Below are 16,874 nucleotides of genomic sequence, written 5' to 3' on the forward strand. Positions count from 1 at the left end.
CCGAGATCAACCCCGCGGTGCCCGATCGACTTCACGGCGATAGGTCGCGGTACAGCCGGCTCCTCCGTATGGATGACATCGGTGAGTTCTCTCCGCCGCGGCAGGGAGAGCAGCGTCCGATATCAGAGCTCTCCGGTCACTATTCATACGTAGGGGCGGGAGACATCGCGTACGCGAAAGTGACTCCATGCTTCGAGAACGGCAAGGGCGTTGCGTTCGGAGATGTCGGTGGGGAAGCCTTCGCAACGACCGAAGTAACAGTCCTTCGGCCCCGCCCGTGGATAGATCCCCGTTTTTTGGGGTGGGTTCTGCAATCGACCGTGTTCCGCGAACCGGCGATCGCGTCGATGACCGGCGCGGGCGGACTCCGCCGCGTCCCGGAATCCGCGGCGCGAGACTTCCTGATTCCGACGCCACCCGCCGAGGAGCAGCGTCAGATCGCGGACTACCTCGACCACGAGACCGCCGAGATCGACGCCTTCATCGCGGATCTGGGGATCGCGCGGGCGTTTTCCCAGGAGGGCCTCGTCGTTCAACGTGATCGGATCTTCGGCGACTACGCCGCTGCCGCCTCGGTGGCTGAGCTGCGTGGCAAGATCTCCGAGTCCGACGAGCGTGCTAGTGCGACTGCGAATTCGGCGGATCTGCTCACCGTCTCCATCGCGTCGGGCGTCACTCCACGAGGAGAGTGGACGGCTGACCAACATCGCGCCGACGACTTGACCAAGTACAAGGTCGTGCGAGTCGGTGACATCGTTCTGAACCGGATGCGCGCATTTCAGGGGGCGGTGGGAGTCTCCCGTAACAACGGCATCACGAGCCCGGACTATGCCGTCTTGCGGTGCGACCGTCGCACCTTGTTGCCTGAATTCGCGGCGAACCTGCTCAAGTCTCCGCGGTTCGTCTACGAGATCACACGAAGACTGCGCGGCATTGGTAACGAGGAGTCTGGTCAGGTTCGCACGCCGCGTGTCGCCGTGGCTGATCTCATTCGCATTCCTACCAAGGTCCCTGAGCTTGAGGTGCAGCAGCGAGCCGTGGATCAGTGGGCTGCCGAGCAGCGCCTGGCATCGGAGGTGTCACGCGACTTCGACGCCGCGATCACCCTCGCGAAAGAGCGGCGCGCGGCGCTGATCACCGCGGCCGTGACCGGGCAGATCGATGTCACCACGACGCAGACGCCCGCCGTCGACGGCATCCAGACCGCCATCGAGGAGTCGCGATGAGCACGCAATATGCCGAGACCGAGTTTCAGAAGCTCATCGTCGCGCATCTCGCGGCGCACGGGTGGGAGGTCGGCACGTCCGACCGCTACGACCGCGAGCGGGCGCTGTACCCCGACGACGTGCTCGCGTGGCTCGCACTCGACGACGAGAAAAACCTGCGCAGGATCGTCACGTCGGACGCCGACACGAAGGGCCGCGCGCGCGTGCTCGACCGGCTCGCGGCAGCACTCGGCGCCGACGAGCAGCACGGCGGCGGCACGCTCACGGTGCTGCGCAAGGGCTTCGACGTCGTGGGCGCCAAGCGCTTCCGCATGATCCAGCAGCCGCCCGCCGACGACCGCAACCCCGCGATGACGGCGCTCTACGCGCAGAACATCCTGCGCGTCGTGCCCGAACTGCGCTACTCGACCAAGAAGGATGACCGGCTCGACCTGGTGTTCTTCGTCAATGGCATCCCCGTGGCGACCGTCGAGCTCAAGACGAACTTCGCGCAGAGCCTGCCCGCCGCGATCGCGCAGTACAAGCGCGACCGTCACCCGCAGGGCGAGCCGCTGCTGACCGCCGGGCGCGGCGCACTCGTGCACTTCGCGCTCACGCAGGACGACATCGCGATGACGACCCGGCTCGTCGGCGATGCGACCACCTTCCTGCCCTTCAACCGCGGCAACGACGGAGGCGCAGGCAACCCGCCGAATGGCGAGAAGCCCCGCACCGCCTACTTCTGGGAGGACGTGCTCGACCGCGACGCGTGGCTGCATATCCTCACGAAGTTCGTGTACACGAACCACGAAAAGCAGACCGATCCGCTCACGGGAAAAGTGACCTACCGCTCGCAGATCCGCTTTCCGCGCTTTCACCAGTGGCGCGCCGTCAGCGCCCTCGCCGCCGCCGCACGCGCCGACGGACCCGGCCATCGCTACCTCATCCAGCATTCGGCGGGGTCGGGCAAGACCGACTCGATCGCGTGGACCGCCCACCGGCTCGCCGCCCTGCACACGCCCGCGGGCGACAAGGTCTTCGACTCGGTGTTCGTCATCGCCGACCGGCAGGTGCTCGACCGGCAGCTGCAGGATGCCGTCGACCAGCTCGTCACCGCGACGGGCACGTTCCAGGCGATCACCCGCGGGTCGGAGGGTTCGAAGACAGCCCAGCTCACCGAAGCGCTCACGTCGGGCGTGCCCATCATCGGCGTGACGCTGCAGACCTTCCCGCACGCGCTGCAGCAGATCCGCGAGAAGGGCGGGACGCTCTCGGGCAAGCGGTTCGCCGTCATCGCCGACGAGGCGCACTCGTCGCAGTCCGGCGCCGCAGCCGGAAAGCTCAAGGAGCTTCTCTACCTCGGCGAGCGCGTCGACATCGACGACGACGAACCCGGCGCCGACCAGGACGCCCTCGTCGCGATGGCCGCGCACGCCGACAGCGCGCGGCGCCTCAGCTTCTTCGCCTTCACGGCTACCCCGAAGGCGAAGACCCTCGAACTGTTCGGCACGCGCGCCCCCGACGGCACGCCGCGCCCGTTCGACCTCTACTCGATGAAGCAGGCGATCGAAGAGGGTTTCATCCTCGACGTGCTCCGCGGCTACACGACCTACGACATGGCCGCCCGTATCGCGAAGCGCGCCGCCGATGCAGACGAGGGCGCGCACGACGACGGCGACGAGATTGACGTGCGCAAAGGTACACGCGCGTTCATCGGGCTCGTCGAGCTGCACCCCACGAACATCACCTCGAAGGTGTCGGAGATCCTCACGCACTACCGCGAGGTCGTCCAGCCCGAGCTCGGCGGGCGCGCGAAGGCGATGGTCGTTACCTCATCACGTGCGGCCGCGGTGAGATATGCGCGCGCGTTCGAGAAGCTCGCCGGCGAGCGCGGCATGCCGGTGCGCGCCCTGGTGGCCTTCTCGGGCGAGGTTCCCGACCCCGACGTGACGCCGTTGCCGGGCGTCACGGTGAAGCCGGTCACCGAGGCATCCATGAACCCCTCGCTCAAGGGCCGTGACCTCGCCGACGTGTTCGCCCAGCCCGACCACCACGTGCTGATCGTCGCGAACAAATACCAGACCGGGTTCGACCAGCCGCTTCTCGTTGCGATGTACGTCGACAAGCAACTCTCCGGCATCTCTGCGGTCCAGACGCTCTCGCGCCTCAACCGCACGAGCCCCGGCAAGGCGAACACCTACGTGCTCGACTTCGTCAACGAACCGGAGAGCATTCGCGCGGCCTTCCAGGAGTACTACGAAGACGCCCGCATCGAGACGGAGTCCGACCCCGACCTCGTGGCGAACGTGCTGGCGAAGCTCGACGCCGTCGGCATCTTCACGTGGGCCGAGGTCGACCGTGTGTGGGCGGACTGGTCGCGCACGACCGCCGCACACAACGCCCTCTCTGCGCATCTCGACCCGGCCGTCGAGCGATTCCGGCAGCGGTGGACGGCGGCCTTGCAGGCGGGCGACGACGAAGAGCACGACCGCCTCGCCGACTTCCGTTCCACGCTCGCCCAGTACGTCACCGCCTACGCCTTCTTCGCGCAGATCCTGCACTTCGGCGACCCGCGCTACGAGAAGCTCTCGGTCTTCGCCGATCTGCTCGGCCGGCGCCTGCGCGGGCTGACCGACGATGGCGCCGCCGCCGACGCGGTGGACGTGTCGGACATCGTCCTCACGCACTACAAGCTCGAGAAGCTGAAAGCCGAAGACCTCGCACTCGAGTCCGGCGAGGCCGACGGGCTGAAGGGCCTCACCGAGGCGGGCCTCGCGCAGATCCGCGAGCGCGAGCGCGCGTCGGCATCCGAGCTGATCGAGAAGGTCAACAAATACCTGGGCGACCTCGACGCCAAGGACGAATACAAGGTCGGACTCATCGAGACGGTGCTTGCTGAGGCCGCGGAAGACGCGGGTCTGTCCGAGCAGGCGCGCAACAACTCGAAGATCGACTTCATCAACTCTCCCGCGCTGCGGATCGTGCTCGAAGACGCGCTGTGGAAACACGAATCGGCCAGCGCCGAGGTGCTCGCGGCGGCCCGCAAGCTCGACGGCAGCCAACTCGTGCAGTTGATGATCGACTGCGGGCTGTTCGAGCGACTGCGCGACCGTCCGGCGAGCTGAGGTCCTCATGCGCATCACCGCTCTCGACCTTGTCGACGTATTCATCTACGTCGTGGTGTTGAACCTTTTCGTCGAGTTCTTCCCGGGAGTGATCTCCGAAAGCTTCGCGACCTCGCTGCTGACTGCGATCATGCTGAAGATCGTGCTCGAAGGTGTGCTGTTGCTGAAGAAGCGTCTGCTCGCCAGTCGAGCCGGCGCATCCACCGCCGCACGACGCATGATTTCCACCGTGACGCTCGTGCTGCTCCTACCTGCGAGCAAGTTCGTGTTGCTGTGGCTCGAAGACCTGTTCTTCGGCGACGCCGTGAACCTCGGCGGTTTCTGGTCGGTGACCCTCCTCGTCGTCGCGCTCACCGGTGCACGTGCGGGCGTGCGGGCGCTGCTCGAACGGATTCCCCACGCTCGGTAACACCTCGTCGCATGTCTGCCGCCCCGTGCGCGGCGGGGCTATATTGGCCCCACGACGACCCGGCGACCGGCCGGATCGCGTGATGACAGAGGACACGACCATGAGCGACCAGACTCCGCCTCCGATCCCGCCCACCCCCGGCACGGGCGGGGCGGGATCATCGACACCCCCGCCCTCGAGCCCGCCGCCGGGTTCGAGCCAGAACCCCGGCCAGACACCGGGCCACAACCCGTGGGAGAACGTCGCGAGCGGCGCGGCGCAGTCCTTCGGGAACACGATCACCGACGTCGGTACGCCGAGCTTCTTCGCGGGCCTGTTCGACTACAGCTTCTCGCGGTTGATCACGACGAAGGTGCTCGGGGTGCTCTACGGCCTCGTCACCGTGCTCATCGCGATCGGCTACATCGTCGCGGTGATCGGCGCCTTCGCCTCGAATGTCTGGCTCGGCCTCGTCGTGCTGATCCTCGGGCCGCTGGTCGGCCTGGTCTACCTGATCTTCGCGCGCATCACGCTCGAGTTCTACGCTGCCGCGATCCGCACGGCGAGCAACACCACGACCCTTGTCGAGCAGGGAGGTCTGCGCCGCTGAGCGCGCCCCGTCGCCGCCGGCCGCCTCTGCTCATGAGGCGGCCGGCGTCGTCGATCCGGTAGGCTGATGCATGCAACCCGCAACCTTTAACCCCGTCCTGTGAGGCGGAGAAGGGAGCAGCCGATGACCACGCCCGACCCCGCAGAAGACCTTGCTGTCGACACCGGGACGCGTACCGTCATGCACGCCGCCGACATCACCCGGGCGCTGACTCGGATCTCGCACGAGATCCTCGAGTCCAACAAGGGCCCCGACGGTCTCGTCCTCCTCGGCATCCCCACACGCGGCGTCACCCTCGCCGATCGCATCGGCGCGCAGCTCGCCGCGATCTCGGGCGAGACGGTGCCGGTGGGCGCGCTCGACGTCACGATGTACCGCGACGACCTGCACCGGAACCCCACCCGCACGCCGCACCCGACCGACATCCCCGCGGGCGGGATCGACGGCAAGACGGTCGTCCTCGTCGACGATGTGCTCTTCTCCGGTCGGTCGATCCGCGCCGCGCTCGACGCCCTGAACGACATCGGCCGCCCCGCCGCGGTGCGGCTTGCGATCCTCGTCGACCGCGGCCACCGCGAACTGCCGATCCGCCCCGACTTCGTCGGCAAGAACCTCCCGAGCGCGCGCACGGAGCGGGTCAACGTCCACCTGACCGAAGACGACGGCATCGACGAGGTGACGATCGCGTGATGAGGCACCTGCTCGATACCAAGACCCTGTCCCGCGACGACGCGTTGCGGATCCTCGACGTCGCCGAGGACATGCGCGACACCCAGTCGCGCGAGATGCGCAAGCTGCCGACGCTTCGCGGCAAGACCGTCGTCAACCTCTTCTTCGAGGACTCCACCCGTACGCGCATCTCGTTCGAGGCGGCGGCGAAGCGCCTCTCGGCCGATGTCATAAACTTCTCGGCGAAGGGCTCGTCGGTCAGCAAGGGCGAGTCGCTGAAGGACACGGCCCAGACTTTGCAGGCGATGGGCGCGGACGCCGTGGTCATCCGCCACGACGCATCCGGCGCCCCCCGCACGCTCGCGACGAGTGGCTGGATCACCGCTGGCGTCGTCAACGCCGGCGACGGCACGCACGAGCACCCGACACAGGCGCTTCTCGACGCCTTCACCATCCGCAAGCGCTTCTTCGGCGACGACAGCCGGGGTCGCGACCTCGCCGGCCTGCATGTCACGATCGTCGGCGACGTGCTGCACTCGCGCGTGGCGCGCTCGAACGTTTGGCTGCTGACGGCGCTCGGCGCGGAAGTCACCCTCGTCGCGCCGCCGACGCTCGTCCCGCAGGACGTGACGGCCTGGCCCGTCGAGGTGGTCTACGACCTCGACGAGGCGATCGCCGCGGCCCCCGATGCGATCATGATGCTGCGCATCCAGCTGGAGCGCATGAACGCCGCGTATTTCCCGACTGAGCGGGAGTATTCGCGGCGGTGGGGGCTGGATGCCGCGCGCCTGCACGCGCTGCCGGAAGGTAGCATCGTCATGCACCCGGGTCCCATGAACCGGGGCCTGGAGATCTCCGCCGACGCCGCCGATTCGCCGCAGTCGACCGTGCTCGAACAGGTCGCGAACGGGGTGTCGGTGCGCATGGCGGCCCTCTACCTGCTGCTGTCCGGTGAGCGGGACGCGGCAGCGGCCCGCGAGCCGGAGCCTGCATCCCGAGCCCGTCGACCCGAGGAGGACGCGCGATGACGTACCTGATCAGAGGTGCCCGCCTGAACGGTGCGGATGCCGCGGACCTCATCGTCGACGGCGGCGTGATCGCCGAGGTCGGCACCGGCCTCAGCCGCGCGGGCGCCACCGTCGTCGACGCCGACGGACTCGTCGCCCTCCCGGGTCTCGTCGATCTGCACACGCACCTGCGCGAGCCCGGCTACGAGGCATCCGAGACGATCCTCACCGGGTCGCGCGCCGCGGCGGCGGGCGGATTCACGACCGTGTTCGCGATGCCGAACACGTCGCCGGTCGCCGACACCGCGGGCGTCGTCGAGCAGGAGCTCGCCCTCGGCGAGGCCGCCGGCTACGCGCACGTGCAGCCGATCGGCGCCGTCACGGTGGGCCAGAAGGGCGAGCGGCTCGCGGAGCTCGGCGCCATGGCATCCAGCCGCGCGCGCGTCCGCGTCTTCAGCGACGACGGCTTCTGCGTCTTCGACCCGCTCATCATGCGCCGCGCCCTCGAGTACGTGAAGGCGTTCGACGGCGTCGTCGCGCAGCACGCGCAGGATCCGCGGCTCACCGAGGGCGCGCAGATGAACGAGGGCACCGTCTCGGCCGAGCTCGGCCTCGCCGGCTGGCCCGCCGTCGCCGAAGAGGCGATCATCGCCCGCGACGTGCTGCTCGCCGAGCACGTCGGATCGCGCCTGCACGTGTGCCACCTCTCCACCGCCGGTTCGGTCGACATCATCCGCTGGGCCAAGAAGCGCGGCGTGAACGTCACCGCCGAGGTCACCCCGCACCACCTGCTGCTCACCGAGGAGCTCGTGCGCGGCTACGATCCGCGGTTCAAGGTGAACCCGCCGCTGCGTCGTGACGAGGACGTGCAGGCCGTGCGCGAGGGCCTCGCCGACGGCACGATCGACATCGTCGCGACCGACCACGCGCCGCACCCCGACGAGAGCAAGTCGTGCGAGTGGCAGGCTGCCGCCAACGGCATGGTCGGCCTCGAGTCCGCCCTCCGCGTCGTGCAGCAGGCCGTCGTCGACACCGGACTGCTCGACTGGAACGACGTCGCCCGTGTGATGTCCGCCGCCCCCGCACGGATCGGCCGCCTCGAGCGGGCCGGCACGCCGCTCGTCGCCGGCGCCCCGGCATCCCTCACCCTCTACGACCCGCGCCCCGGACGGACGTTCACGACGGCCGACCTGCGGGGACGGAGCGTCAACTCGCCCTACCTCGGCCGCGAGCTGCCGGGCGAGGTGCGCTGGACGTTCTTCGACGGGCGCCCCACGGTGTCCGACGGCGTCCTCGCCGCGTCGATGACGGAGGTGCCGGCATGAGCCGCGAAGGCGCCCTCCTCGTCATGATCGGCGTCGCCGTCGTGCTCCTCGCGCTCGGCGTGATCGCCTGGCGTCGTCGCACCCGTCGCGACGCAGGGCTCGCCGCCCCGGTCGGCGAGATCCCGCCCGGCGCCGCGACCGTCGCGAGCGCGTCGGGCCTCTACGTCGCGACCACGCGGCACGGCGAGCCGCTCGAGCGCCTCGCAATCCGCGGGCTCGGGTTCCGCTCCCGCGTGGATGTCACGGTCACCGATCGCGGCGTCGCGCTCGATCTCACCGGTCAGCCGCGCCTGTTCCTGCCCGTCGACCGCATCGACTCCGTCGATCAGGCGCAGGTCGCGATCGACCGCGTGGTCGAGCCCGGCGGCCTCGTGCGCCTCAGCTGGCGCACCGTCGACGGCTCCGACGCGGTCGCCGTCGACAGCTACCTGCGCCCGCAGGACGGCTCCGCCCGCGCCCTCGCCGACACGATCGCCGCGACCCTCCGACGACGCGAGGGGGCCCCGGACGACGCCGCACCCGGCGCGCCGGCCACGCCCTCCACCCCCGCGACCTCACCGACAGACACTCCGACGGGACCTGACGCATGACCCGCACCACCTCCTTCACGACCGATCCGGCCGTCCTCGTGCTCGAAGACGGCTCCCGCCACCCCGGCCGCGCCTACGGCGCCCGCGGCACGACCCTCGGCGAGGTCGTCTTCTCCACCGGCATGACCGGCTACCAGGAGACCCTCACCGACCCCTCCTACGCGGGCCAGATCGTGCTGCAGACCGCGCCGCACATCGGCAACACCGGCATGAACGACGAAGACCCGGAGTCCCGCCGCATCTGGGTCGCCGGATACATCGTGCGCGACCCCTCGCGGGTCGTCTCCAACTGGCGCGCCGACGAATCGCTCGACGACGCGCTCGTCCGCGACGGCATCGTCGGCATCTCCGGCGTCGACACCCGGGCGATCACGCGCGTCCTCCGCTCGGCCGGCTCGATGCGCGGGGGAGTGTTCTCCGGCGAGGCCGCAGAGCTGGCTGCCGACGAGCAGCTGCGCCTCGTGCGCGAAGCTCCCGAGATGAGCGGCCAGAACCTCTCGGCCGAGGTCTCGGTCGCCGCCGCCCAGGTGACCCTCGCCGCCGACGGCGTCGAGCGGATCGGCAACCTCGCCGTCCTCGACCTCGGCGTCAAGCAGGCGACGATCCTGAACCTCGCCGCACGCGGGTTCGAGGTGCACGTCCTCCCGCAGGACGTCACGATCGAGGGCATCCGCGCGATCGACCCCGTCGCGGTGTTCTACTCCAACGGACCCGGCGACCCCGCGGCATCCGGTGATCACGTCGCGCTCCTGCGGTCCGTGCTCGACGAGAAGCTGCCGTTCTTCGGCATCTGCTTCGGCAACCAGCTGCTCGGCCGAGCCCTCGGGTTCGGCACGTACAAGCTGCCGTTCGGGCACCGCGGCATCAACCAGCCGGTGCTCGACAAGCAGACCGGACGCGTGGAGATCACCGCGCACAACCACGGGTTCGCCGTCGACGCGCCGCTCGAGGGGGAGGTGGACTCGCCGAACGGCTACGGCCGTGTCGAGGTGAGCCACATCGGCCTCAACGACAACGTCGTCGAGGGCCTGCGCGCCCTCGACATCCCCGCCTTCAGCGTGCAGTACCACCCCGAGGCGGCCGCCGGCCCGCACGACGCCAACTACCTCTTCGACCGTTTCCGCGACCTCGTCGTCGCGCACACCTCCCGCCCGACCATGGAGGCCAGCAAGTAATGCCCAAGCGCGACGACATCACCTCCGTCCTCGTCATCGGCTCCGGCCCGATCGTCATCGGTCAGGCCTGCGAGTTCGACTACTCCGGCACCCAGGCGTGCCGCGTGCTCCGCGAGGAGGGCGTGCGCGTCATCCTCGTGAACTCCAACCCGGCGACGATCATGACCGACCCGGACTTCGCCGACGCGACCTACATCGAGCCGATCACGCCCGCGGTCATCGAGACGATCATCCAGAAGGAGAAGCCGGATGCCATCCTGCCGACCCTCGGCGGACAGACCGCGCTGAACGCGGCGATGGCCCTGCACGAGCAGGGGATCCTCGAGCGCTACGGCGTCGAGCTCATCGGCGCGAAGGTCGACGCGATCCGCAAGGGCGAGGACCGGCAGATCTTCAAGCAGCTCGTGCTGGACGCCGGGGCCGACGTCGCCCGCTCGGTCATCGCGCACACGATGGACGACTTGCTCGCCGGCGCCGAAGAGCTCGGCTACCCGCTCGTCGTCCGCCCCTCGTTCACGATGGGCGGGCTCGGCTCGGGCTTCGCCTACGACGAGGAGGACCTCCGCCGCATCGGCGGCGCAGGCCTGCGCGACTCGCCGACCACCGAGGTGCTCCTCGAGGAGTCGATCCTCGGCTGGAAGGAGTACGAGCTCGAGCTCATGCGCGACACCGCCGACAACACGGTCGTCGTCTGCTCGATCGAGAACGTCGACCCGGTCGGCGTGCACACCGGCGACTCGATCACGGTCGCCCCGGCGCTCACCCTCACCGACCGCGAGTACCAGAAGCTCCGCGACATCGGCATCGACATCATCCGCGCCGTCGGCGTCGACACCGGCGGCTGCAACATCCAGTTCGCCGTCGACCCGGCGACCGGGCGCATCATCGTCATCGAGATGAACCCGCGCGTCTCGCGCTCGTCGGCCCTGGCATCCAAGGCGACCGGCTTCCCGATCGCCAAGCTCGCCGCGAAGCTCGCGATCGGCTACCGCCTCGACGAGGTGCCCAACGACATCACGCAGGCGACGCCGGCGAGCTTCGAGCCGACGCTCGACTACGTGGTCGTCAAGGTGCCGCGGTTCAACTTCGAGAAGTTCCCGAACGCCGATGTGACCCTCACGACGACCATGAAGTCGGTCGGCGAGGCGATGGCGATCGGCCGCAACTACACGACGGCGCTGCAGAAGGCGCTCCGCTCGCTCGAGAAGCGCGGGTCGAGCTTCCACTGGGGCCGGGAGGACCGCTCCGTCGAGGAGCTCCTCGAGATCGCGAAGACGCCCACCGATGGCCGCATCGTGGTGCTGCAGCAGGCGATGCGGAAGGGCGCCACGATCGAGCAGGCGTTCGAGGCCACGAAGATCGACCCGTGGTTCCTCGACCAGATGGCCCTCATCAACGAGGTCGCCGCGTTCGTCGCGGAGGCCCCCGAACTGGATGCCGCGACGCTCCGCGTCGCGAAGGAGCACGGCTTCTCCGACGCGCAGCTCGCCGAGCTCCGGGGCGTCGGCGAAGCCGAGATCCGAGGCATCCGTCACGGTCTCGGCATCCGCCCGGTCTACAAGACCGTCGACACGTGCGCGGGGGAGTTCCCCGCGCTGACGCCGTACCACTACTCGAGCTACGACCGCGAGACCGAGGTGACCCCGTCGGAGCGCACCAAGGTCGTCATCATCGGGTCGGGTCCGAACCGCATCGGGCAGGGCGTCGAGTTCGACTACTCGTGCGTGCACGCGTCGTTCGCGCTGTCGGACGCCGGGTACGAGACCATCATGGTCAACTGCAACCCCGAGACGGTCTCGACCGACTACGACACGTCCGACCGGCTGTACTTCGAGCCGCTGACCCTCGAGGACGTCCTCGAGGTGCTGCACGCAGAGGCGCAGTCCGGCACGATCCTCGGCGTCGTCTGCCAGCTCGGCGGGCAGACCCCGCTCGGGCTCGCGAAGGGCATCGAGGAGGCGGGCTACCCGATCCTCGGCACGTCGCCCGCGGCGATCGACATCGCCGAGGAGCGCGAGCTGTTCTCGCAGCTGCTCGACCGGGCGGGTCTGCTCGCGCCGCGGCACGGCACCGCCACCGACGAGGCGGGTGCCGTCGCGATCGCCGAGGAGATCGGCTACCCCGTGCTCGTGCGCCCGAGCTTCGTGCTCGGCGGTCGAGGCATGGAGATCGTCTACGACACCGAGAGCCTGCGCGACTACTTCGTGCGCACCGCCGGCGAGGTCGTCATCGAGGAGGGCAAGCCCCTGCTCGTCGACCGGTTCCTCGACGACGCCGTGGAGCTCGATGTCGACGCGCTCTACGACGGGCACGAGCTGTACGTCGGCGGCGTGATGGAGCACCTCGAAGAGGCGGGCATCCACTCCGGCGACTCGTCGTGCACCCTGCCGCCGATCTCGCTCGGCCGCACCGAGATCGACCGCGTGCGTCAGGCGACGCTCGCGATCGCGGAGGGCGTAGGCGTACGGGGCCTGCTCAACGTGCAGTTCGCCGTCTCGGCGGGCGTGCTCTACGTCATCGAGGCGAACCCCCGCGCGTCGCGCACGGTGCCGTTCGTCTCGAAGGCCCTCGGCATCCCGCTCGCGAAGGCCGCGAGCCGCGTCATGGCGGGCTCCACCATCGCCGAGCTGAAGGCAGAGGGGCTCCTTCCCGAGCAGGACGGCTCGCGCGTGCCGCTCGACGCCCCCGTCGCCGTGAAGGAGGCGGTGCTGCCGTTCAAGCGGTTCCGTACGGCCGACGGGCACACCGTCGACTCGGTGCTCGGCCCCGAGATGCGCTCGACGGGCGAGGTCATGGGCATCGACCGCGACTTCCCGACGGCGTTCGCGAAGTCGCAGGCCGCGGCCTACGGCGGCATGCCGACCGAGGGGACCGTGTTCCTCTCCGTCGCCGACGACGACAAGCGCGCCGTCATCCTCCCCGCCCACCGGCTGCAGGAGCTCGGCTTCCGCCTCACCGCGACGGAGGGCACCGCCGAGATCCTCGCGCGCAACGGCATCCGCGTCGACGTGGTGAACAAGTACTCCGAGACGCAGGAGTCAGGGGAGCGCAACGTCGTCGACCTCATCAACGCGGGCGAGATCGACATCGTCGTGAACACGCCCTCGGGCGGCATCGCGCGGGCGGACGGCTACGAGATCCGCGCCGCCGCGGTCGCCGCCGACAAGGCCCTGTTCACCACGATGGCGGTGCTCGGCGCCGCGGTGAGCGCGCTGCCGGTGCTCCGCTCGGGCTTCGAGGTGCGGAGCCTGCAGGAGTACGCCCACGACCGCGCCGAGCGCCTCGCCGGAGCCGCCCGGTGAGCGAGCCGCAGCCGGGCCGCCCCGGATTCGGCCAGCGGCTGCGCGCCGCGCTCGACGTGTACGGACCGCTGTGCGTCGGCATCGACCCGCACGAGGCGCTGCTGCACGCGTGGGGGGTGGATGCCTCGGCCGCCGGCGTCCGCGAGTTCGGGCTGCGGACGGTCGAGGCCGCCGCGGGGCGTGTGGGCGTCGTGAAGCCGCAGGTCGCGTTCTTCGAGCGCTTCGGCGCGGCCGGGTTCGCGGCGCTCGAAGAGGTGATGGCGGCGGCTCGCGCGGCGGGTCTGCTCGTCATCGCCGACGCCAAGCGCGGCGACATCGGCACCACGATGGACGGCTACGCCGCCGCGTGGCTCGCGCCGGGCGCCCCGCTCGAGTGCGACGCGCTGACCCTCAGCCCGTACCTCGGAACCGACTCACTGCGCGCGGCGTTCAGCATGGCGACCGCCCACGAGAAGGGCGTGTTCGTGCTCGCCGCGACGAGCAATCCCGAGGCATCCACGCTGCAGCGCGCCCGCGTCGACGACGAGGGGGAGAGCGTCGCCGAAAGCGTCGCGCACGACGTCGCCGCGCGGAACATCGGCGCGCCCGGCTCACTCGGCCCGATCGGGCTCGTCGTCGGCGCGACCGTCGACCGCCGGGCGTACGGTCTCAGCGACATCGTGCTCGCCGGCACGCCGATTCTCGCGCCGGGCTTCGGTGCGCAGGGCGCCGAGCCCGGCGACCTGCAGCGGCTCTTCGGATACGTCGCCTCGCAGGTGGTCGCGAGCGAGAGCCGCAGCATCCTCGCGGCCGGCTCCGCCGGCGACGCGGCCCTCGCGCGGCGAGTCGAAGAGCGTGCGGCGCTGTACGGCGCGTCGCAATCCGGCACGGTGCGCTCCGGCACGGTGCGGTAGCGGGCGGGCGGTATCGTGGAACCACCCATGACTGAGACGCGCCGCCCACCCGAGGTCGACCGCGCCGCCGCTTCGCGGCGCGCCGTCGCCGCCCGCCGTGAACGCGCGGCACTCAAGCACGACGTCGCGATGCGGGTGATCACGCCGCAGGAGCTGCTGCGGCGCGCCCTCGCGCACCCCGAGTCGCCCGCCGGCGCGATGCGGATCACGGAGTACCTCACGGCCCTCCCCGCGATCGGCGAGGGGAAGCGCGACCGCATCCTCGCCGCCCTGGAGATCTCACCGGTCAAGCGCCTCGGCGGCCTCGGCGCCCGCCAGCGCGCCGCGCTCGCGCAGTGGCTCGACGAGCGCTTCCCCGAGCCGGTCGCCCGGCCCGGCCGCAGCCGTCTCGTCGTGCTCGCCGGACCCACCGCGGTCGGCAAGGGTACGGTCGCCGCGCACATCCGCGACCACCACCCCGAGATCATGCTGTCGGTCTCCGCGACGACCCGCCCCCCGCGACCGGGCGAGGTCGACGGCGAGCACTACTACTTCGTCGACGACGCCGCCTTCGACCGGCTGGTGGAGACGGGCGCGCTCCTCGAGCACGCGACGGTGCACAACAAGTACCGCTACGGCACCCCGCGCGAGCCGATCGAGCGGGCGCTGGCGGACGGCCGCTCCGTGCTGCTCGAGATCGACCTGCAGGGCGCGCGCCAGGTGCGCGCCGCGGCGCCCGACGCGAAGCTCGTGTTCCTCCTCCCGCCCAGCTGGGACGAGCTCGTGCACCGGCTCGTCGGGCGCGGCACCGAGGGCGAGGAGGAGCGGGCCCGGCGCCTGCGCACCGCGAAGCACGAGCTCGCCTCGCAGGGCGAGTTCGACTACCGCGTCGTCAACGACGACGTCGCCCGCGCGGCGGCCGAGGTCGCGACGCTCGCGCGCTGATAGAATGAACGGATGCCAGGGCGCGAGCGCGGGCATCCACAGTTTCCCCACCGCCATCCGATCCTGGAGGTTCACCATGGCTGGACGTGACAAGGGCATCATCGACCCGCCCATCGACGCACTGCTCGAGAAGGTCGACTCGAAGTACCAGCTCGTCATCTACGCGTCCAAGCGTGCGCGCCAGATCAACGACTACTACTCCGACCTGCACGAGGGAAACCTCTTCGACAACGTCGGCCCGCTCGTCGACTCGTCGGTCGAGGACAAGCCGCTGACCATCGCGCTGCACGAGATCTACGAAGACAAGCTGCGCCTGCGCCACGTCGACTGATTCCTCCGGCCGCCGGCGCGTGACGCCGTGTGGCACCGTTCATGCCCGCGTCTCCGGGATGCCTGTTCACTGGGTGTCGGGACCCGCGGGCATGATTGCGTCGGAACCCGAAGAACCTTGAGGAGCGTCCCATGAGCCGGCTGAGGCTGTTCACGTCCGAGTCCGTCACCGAGGGGCATCCCGACAAGATCTGCGACCAGATCTCCGACTCGATCCTCGACGCGCTCCTCGCTGAAGACCGCGGCAGCCGCGTCGCCGTCGAGACGCTCGTGACCACCGGCCTCGTGCACGTCGCCGGTGAGGTGCGCACGAACGGCTACGCCGACATCCCCGGCATCGTCCGGAGCGTCGTCAACCGGATCGGCTACACCTCCAGCGAGACCGGGTTCGACGGCGACTCGTGCGGCGTCACCGTCTCGATCGGCGAGCAGTCGGGCGACATCGCCGCGGGCGTCGACACCGCGATCGAGCACCGCGAGGGCGGGTCGAGCGACCCGATCGACGCGCTCGGTGCGGGCGACCAGGGCATCATGTTCGGCTACGCGACGAACGAGACGCCGCAGCTCATGCCGATGGCGATCTGGACGGCGCACCGCCTCGCCGAGCGCCTGACCGATGCCCGCCGCTCGGGCGCGCTCGGGTTCCTCCGCCCCGACGGCAAGACGCAGGTGACGCTCGGGTACGACGGCGCCGTGCCGCGCACGGTCGACACCGTCGTGCTCTCCACGCAGCACAACCCCGACATCTCGCTGCCTGCCCTCCGCGCCGCCGTGCAGGCCGAGGTCATCGACCCTGTGCTCGCGACGACCGGGCTCGACGTCTCGAACGTGCGCTACGTCATCAACCCGGCCGGCCCGTTCGTCATCGGCGGGCCGAAGGGCGACGCCGGTCTCACCGGACGCAAGATCATCATCGACACCTACGGCGGCGCCTCGCGGCACGGCGGCGGCGCGTTCAGCGGCAAGGACCCGTCGAAGGTCGACCGTTCCGCGGCGTATGCGATGCGCTGGGTCGCGAAGAACGCGGTCGCCGCGGGCCTCGCCGACCGGCTCGAAGTGCAGGTCGCCTACGCGATCGGGCGCGCCGAGCCCGTCGGGCTCTACGTCGAGACGTTCGGCTCGGGGCACGTCTCCGACGAGCAGATCACGACCGCCATCCGCGACGTGTTCGACCTGCGCCCGCAAGCGATCATCGACCAGCTCGACCTGCTGCGGCCGATCTACGCGCAGACGGCCGCCTACGGGCACTTCGGCCGTGAGCTGCCGGAGTTCACGTGGGAGCGCACCGACCGGGTCGACGAGCTGCGCGCGGCCGCCGGTCTCTGATCCGT

14 protein-coding genes are annotated in these 16,874 nt (G+C 70.0%); all 14 read left to right on the plus strand.

The window, feature by feature from the left end; all coding sequences use genetic code 11:
* The first annotated feature begins 68 nt into the window (after positions 1–68).
* The 14 genes from LOK55_RS03360 (at position 69) to metK (ending at position 16,869) form a co-directional block, all read left to right on the plus strand.
* Positions 69–1,226: a hypothetical protein gene (locus tag LOK55_RS03360; protein ID WP_229934252.1), complete on the plus strand. Its 1,158-nt coding sequence runs from the start codon at positions 69–71 to the stop codon at positions 1,224–1,226.
* Positions 1,223–4,330: a type I restriction endonuclease subunit R gene (locus tag LOK55_RS03365; RefSeq protein ID WP_229934253.1), complete on the plus strand. Its 3,108-nt coding sequence runs from the start codon at positions 1,223–1,225 to the stop codon at positions 4,328–4,330. The genes LOK55_RS03360 and LOK55_RS03365 overlap by 4 nt, the downstream gene beginning before the upstream one ends.
* A 7-nt stretch (positions 4,331–4,337) precedes the next feature.
* Entirely contained in the window at positions 4,338–4,739 is a 402-nt protein-coding gene (locus LOK55_RS03370) for a hypothetical protein (protein WP_229934254.1), read from the plus strand.
* A gap of 100 nt (positions 4,740–4,839) precedes the next feature.
* The gene (locus LOK55_RS03375; RefSeq protein ID WP_229934255.1) at positions 4,840–5,328 is read left to right on the plus strand and encodes a DUF4282 domain-containing protein; all 489 of its coding nucleotides are present in this window, start codon (positions 4,840–4,842) and stop codon (positions 5,326–5,328) included.
* Between the two features lie 123 nt (positions 5,329–5,451).
* Entirely contained in the window at positions 5,452–6,018 is a 567-nt protein-coding gene (gene pyrR, locus LOK55_RS03380) for a bifunctional pyr operon transcriptional regulator/uracil phosphoribosyltransferase PyrR (protein WP_268252254.1), read from the plus strand.
* A complete protein-coding gene (locus tag LOK55_RS03385; protein ID WP_229934256.1) occupies positions 6,018–7,025 on the plus strand; it encodes an aspartate carbamoyltransferase catalytic subunit in 1,008 nt (335 codons plus the stop codon). The genes pyrR and LOK55_RS03385 overlap by 1 nt, the downstream gene beginning before the upstream one ends.
* Entirely contained in the window at positions 7,022–8,329 is a 1,308-nt protein-coding gene (locus LOK55_RS03390) for a dihydroorotase (RefSeq protein WP_141379719.1), read from the plus strand. The genes LOK55_RS03385 and LOK55_RS03390 overlap by 4 nt, the downstream gene beginning before the upstream one ends.
* Complete coding sequence (locus LOK55_RS03395; RefSeq protein WP_196323882.1) at positions 8,326–8,919, plus strand: hypothetical protein; 594 nt, start codon at positions 8,326–8,328, stop codon at positions 8,917–8,919. The genes LOK55_RS03390 and LOK55_RS03395 overlap by 4 nt, the downstream gene beginning before the upstream one ends.
* The gene (carA, locus tag LOK55_RS03400) at positions 8,916–10,094 is read left to right on the plus strand and encodes a glutamine-hydrolyzing carbamoyl-phosphate synthase small subunit (RefSeq protein ID WP_229934257.1); all 1,179 of its coding nucleotides are present in this window, start codon (positions 8,916–8,918) and stop codon (positions 10,092–10,094) included. The genes LOK55_RS03395 and carA overlap by 4 nt, the downstream gene beginning before the upstream one ends.
* Positions 10,094–13,396 (plus strand): carbamoyl-phosphate synthase large subunit, encoded by a 3,303-nt coding sequence (gene carB, locus LOK55_RS03405; protein WP_229934258.1) that lies wholly within the window; start codon positions 10,094–10,096, stop codon positions 13,394–13,396. Before carA ends, carB begins: the two co-directional genes overlap by 1 nt.
* Entirely contained in the window at positions 13,393–14,289 is an 897-nt protein-coding gene (gene pyrF, locus LOK55_RS03410) for an orotidine-5'-phosphate decarboxylase (protein ID WP_229934259.1), read from the plus strand. Before carB ends, pyrF begins: the two co-directional genes overlap by 4 nt.
* Before the next feature lie 27 nt (positions 14,290–14,316).
* Complete coding sequence (gene gmk / locus LOK55_RS03415; RefSeq protein ID WP_196323878.1) at positions 14,317–15,213, plus strand: guanylate kinase; 897 nt, start codon at positions 14,317–14,319, stop codon at positions 15,211–15,213.
* A 76-nt stretch (positions 15,214–15,289) separates the two neighbouring features.
* Positions 15,290–15,544: a DNA-directed RNA polymerase subunit omega gene (rpoZ, locus tag LOK55_RS03420; RefSeq protein WP_196323877.1), complete on the plus strand. Its 255-nt coding sequence runs from the start codon at positions 15,290–15,292 to the stop codon at positions 15,542–15,544.
* A 131-nt stretch (positions 15,545–15,675) separates the two neighbouring features.
* Positions 15,676–16,869, plus strand: a complete 1,194-nt coding sequence (gene metK / locus LOK55_RS03425) for a methionine adenosyltransferase (protein WP_229934260.1) — start codon at positions 15,676–15,678, stop codon at positions 16,867–16,869.
* The last annotated feature ends 5 nt before the right edge of the window (positions 16,870–16,874 follow it).

The organism is Microbacterium sp. F2E (assembly GCF_020905435.1).
In the GTDB taxonomy this organism is placed as follows: Bacteria; Actinomycetota; Actinomycetes; order Actinomycetales; family Microbacteriaceae; genus Microbacterium; species Microbacterium lacticum.

Bases quoted from the DNA above. Each gene is read 5' to 3' on its own strand.
- pyrR (WP_268252254.1), top strand. From the start codon at position 5,452: ATGACCACGCCCGACCCCGCAGAAGACCTTGCTGTCGACACCGGGACG.
- carA (WP_229934257.1), top strand. From the start codon at position 8,916: ATGACCCGCACCACCTCCTTCACGACCGATCCGGCCGTCCTCGTGCTC.
- LOK55_RS03365 (WP_229934253.1), top strand. From the start codon at position 1,223: ATGAGCACGCAATATGCCGAGACCGAGTTTCAGAAGCTCATCGTCGCG.
- metK (WP_229934260.1), top strand. From the start codon at position 15,676: ATGAGCCGGCTGAGGCTGTTCACGTCCGAGTCCGTCACCGAGGGGCAT.
- LOK55_RS03385 (WP_229934256.1), top strand. From the start codon at position 6,018: ATGAGGCACCTGCTCGATACCAAGACCCTGTCCCGCGACGACGCGTTG.
- gmk (WP_196323878.1), top strand. From the start codon at position 14,317: ATGACTGAGACGCGCCGCCCACCCGAGGTCGACCGCGCCGCCGCTTCG.
- LOK55_RS03390 (WP_141379719.1), top strand. From the start codon at position 7,022: ATGACGTACCTGATCAGAGGTGCCCGCCTGAACGGTGCGGATGCCGCG.
- rpoZ (WP_196323877.1), top strand. From the start codon at position 15,290: ATGGCTGGACGTGACAAGGGCATCATCGACCCGCCCATCGACGCACTG.
- carB (WP_229934258.1), top strand. From the start codon at position 10,094: ATGCCCAAGCGCGACGACATCACCTCCGTCCTCGTCATCGGCTCCGGC.
- LOK55_RS03395 (WP_196323882.1), top strand. From the start codon at position 8,326: ATGAGCCGCGAAGGCGCCCTCCTCGTCATGATCGGCGTCGCCGTCGTG.
- LOK55_RS03375 (WP_229934255.1), top strand. From the start codon at position 4,840: ATGAGCGACCAGACTCCGCCTCCGATCCCGCCCACCCCCGGCACGGGC.
- LOK55_RS03360 (WP_229934252.1), top strand. From the start codon at position 69: ATGGATGACATCGGTGAGTTCTCTCCGCCGCGGCAGGGAGAGCAGCGT.
- LOK55_RS03370 (WP_229934254.1), top strand. From the start codon at position 4,338: ATGCGCATCACCGCTCTCGACCTTGTCGACGTATTCATCTACGTCGTG.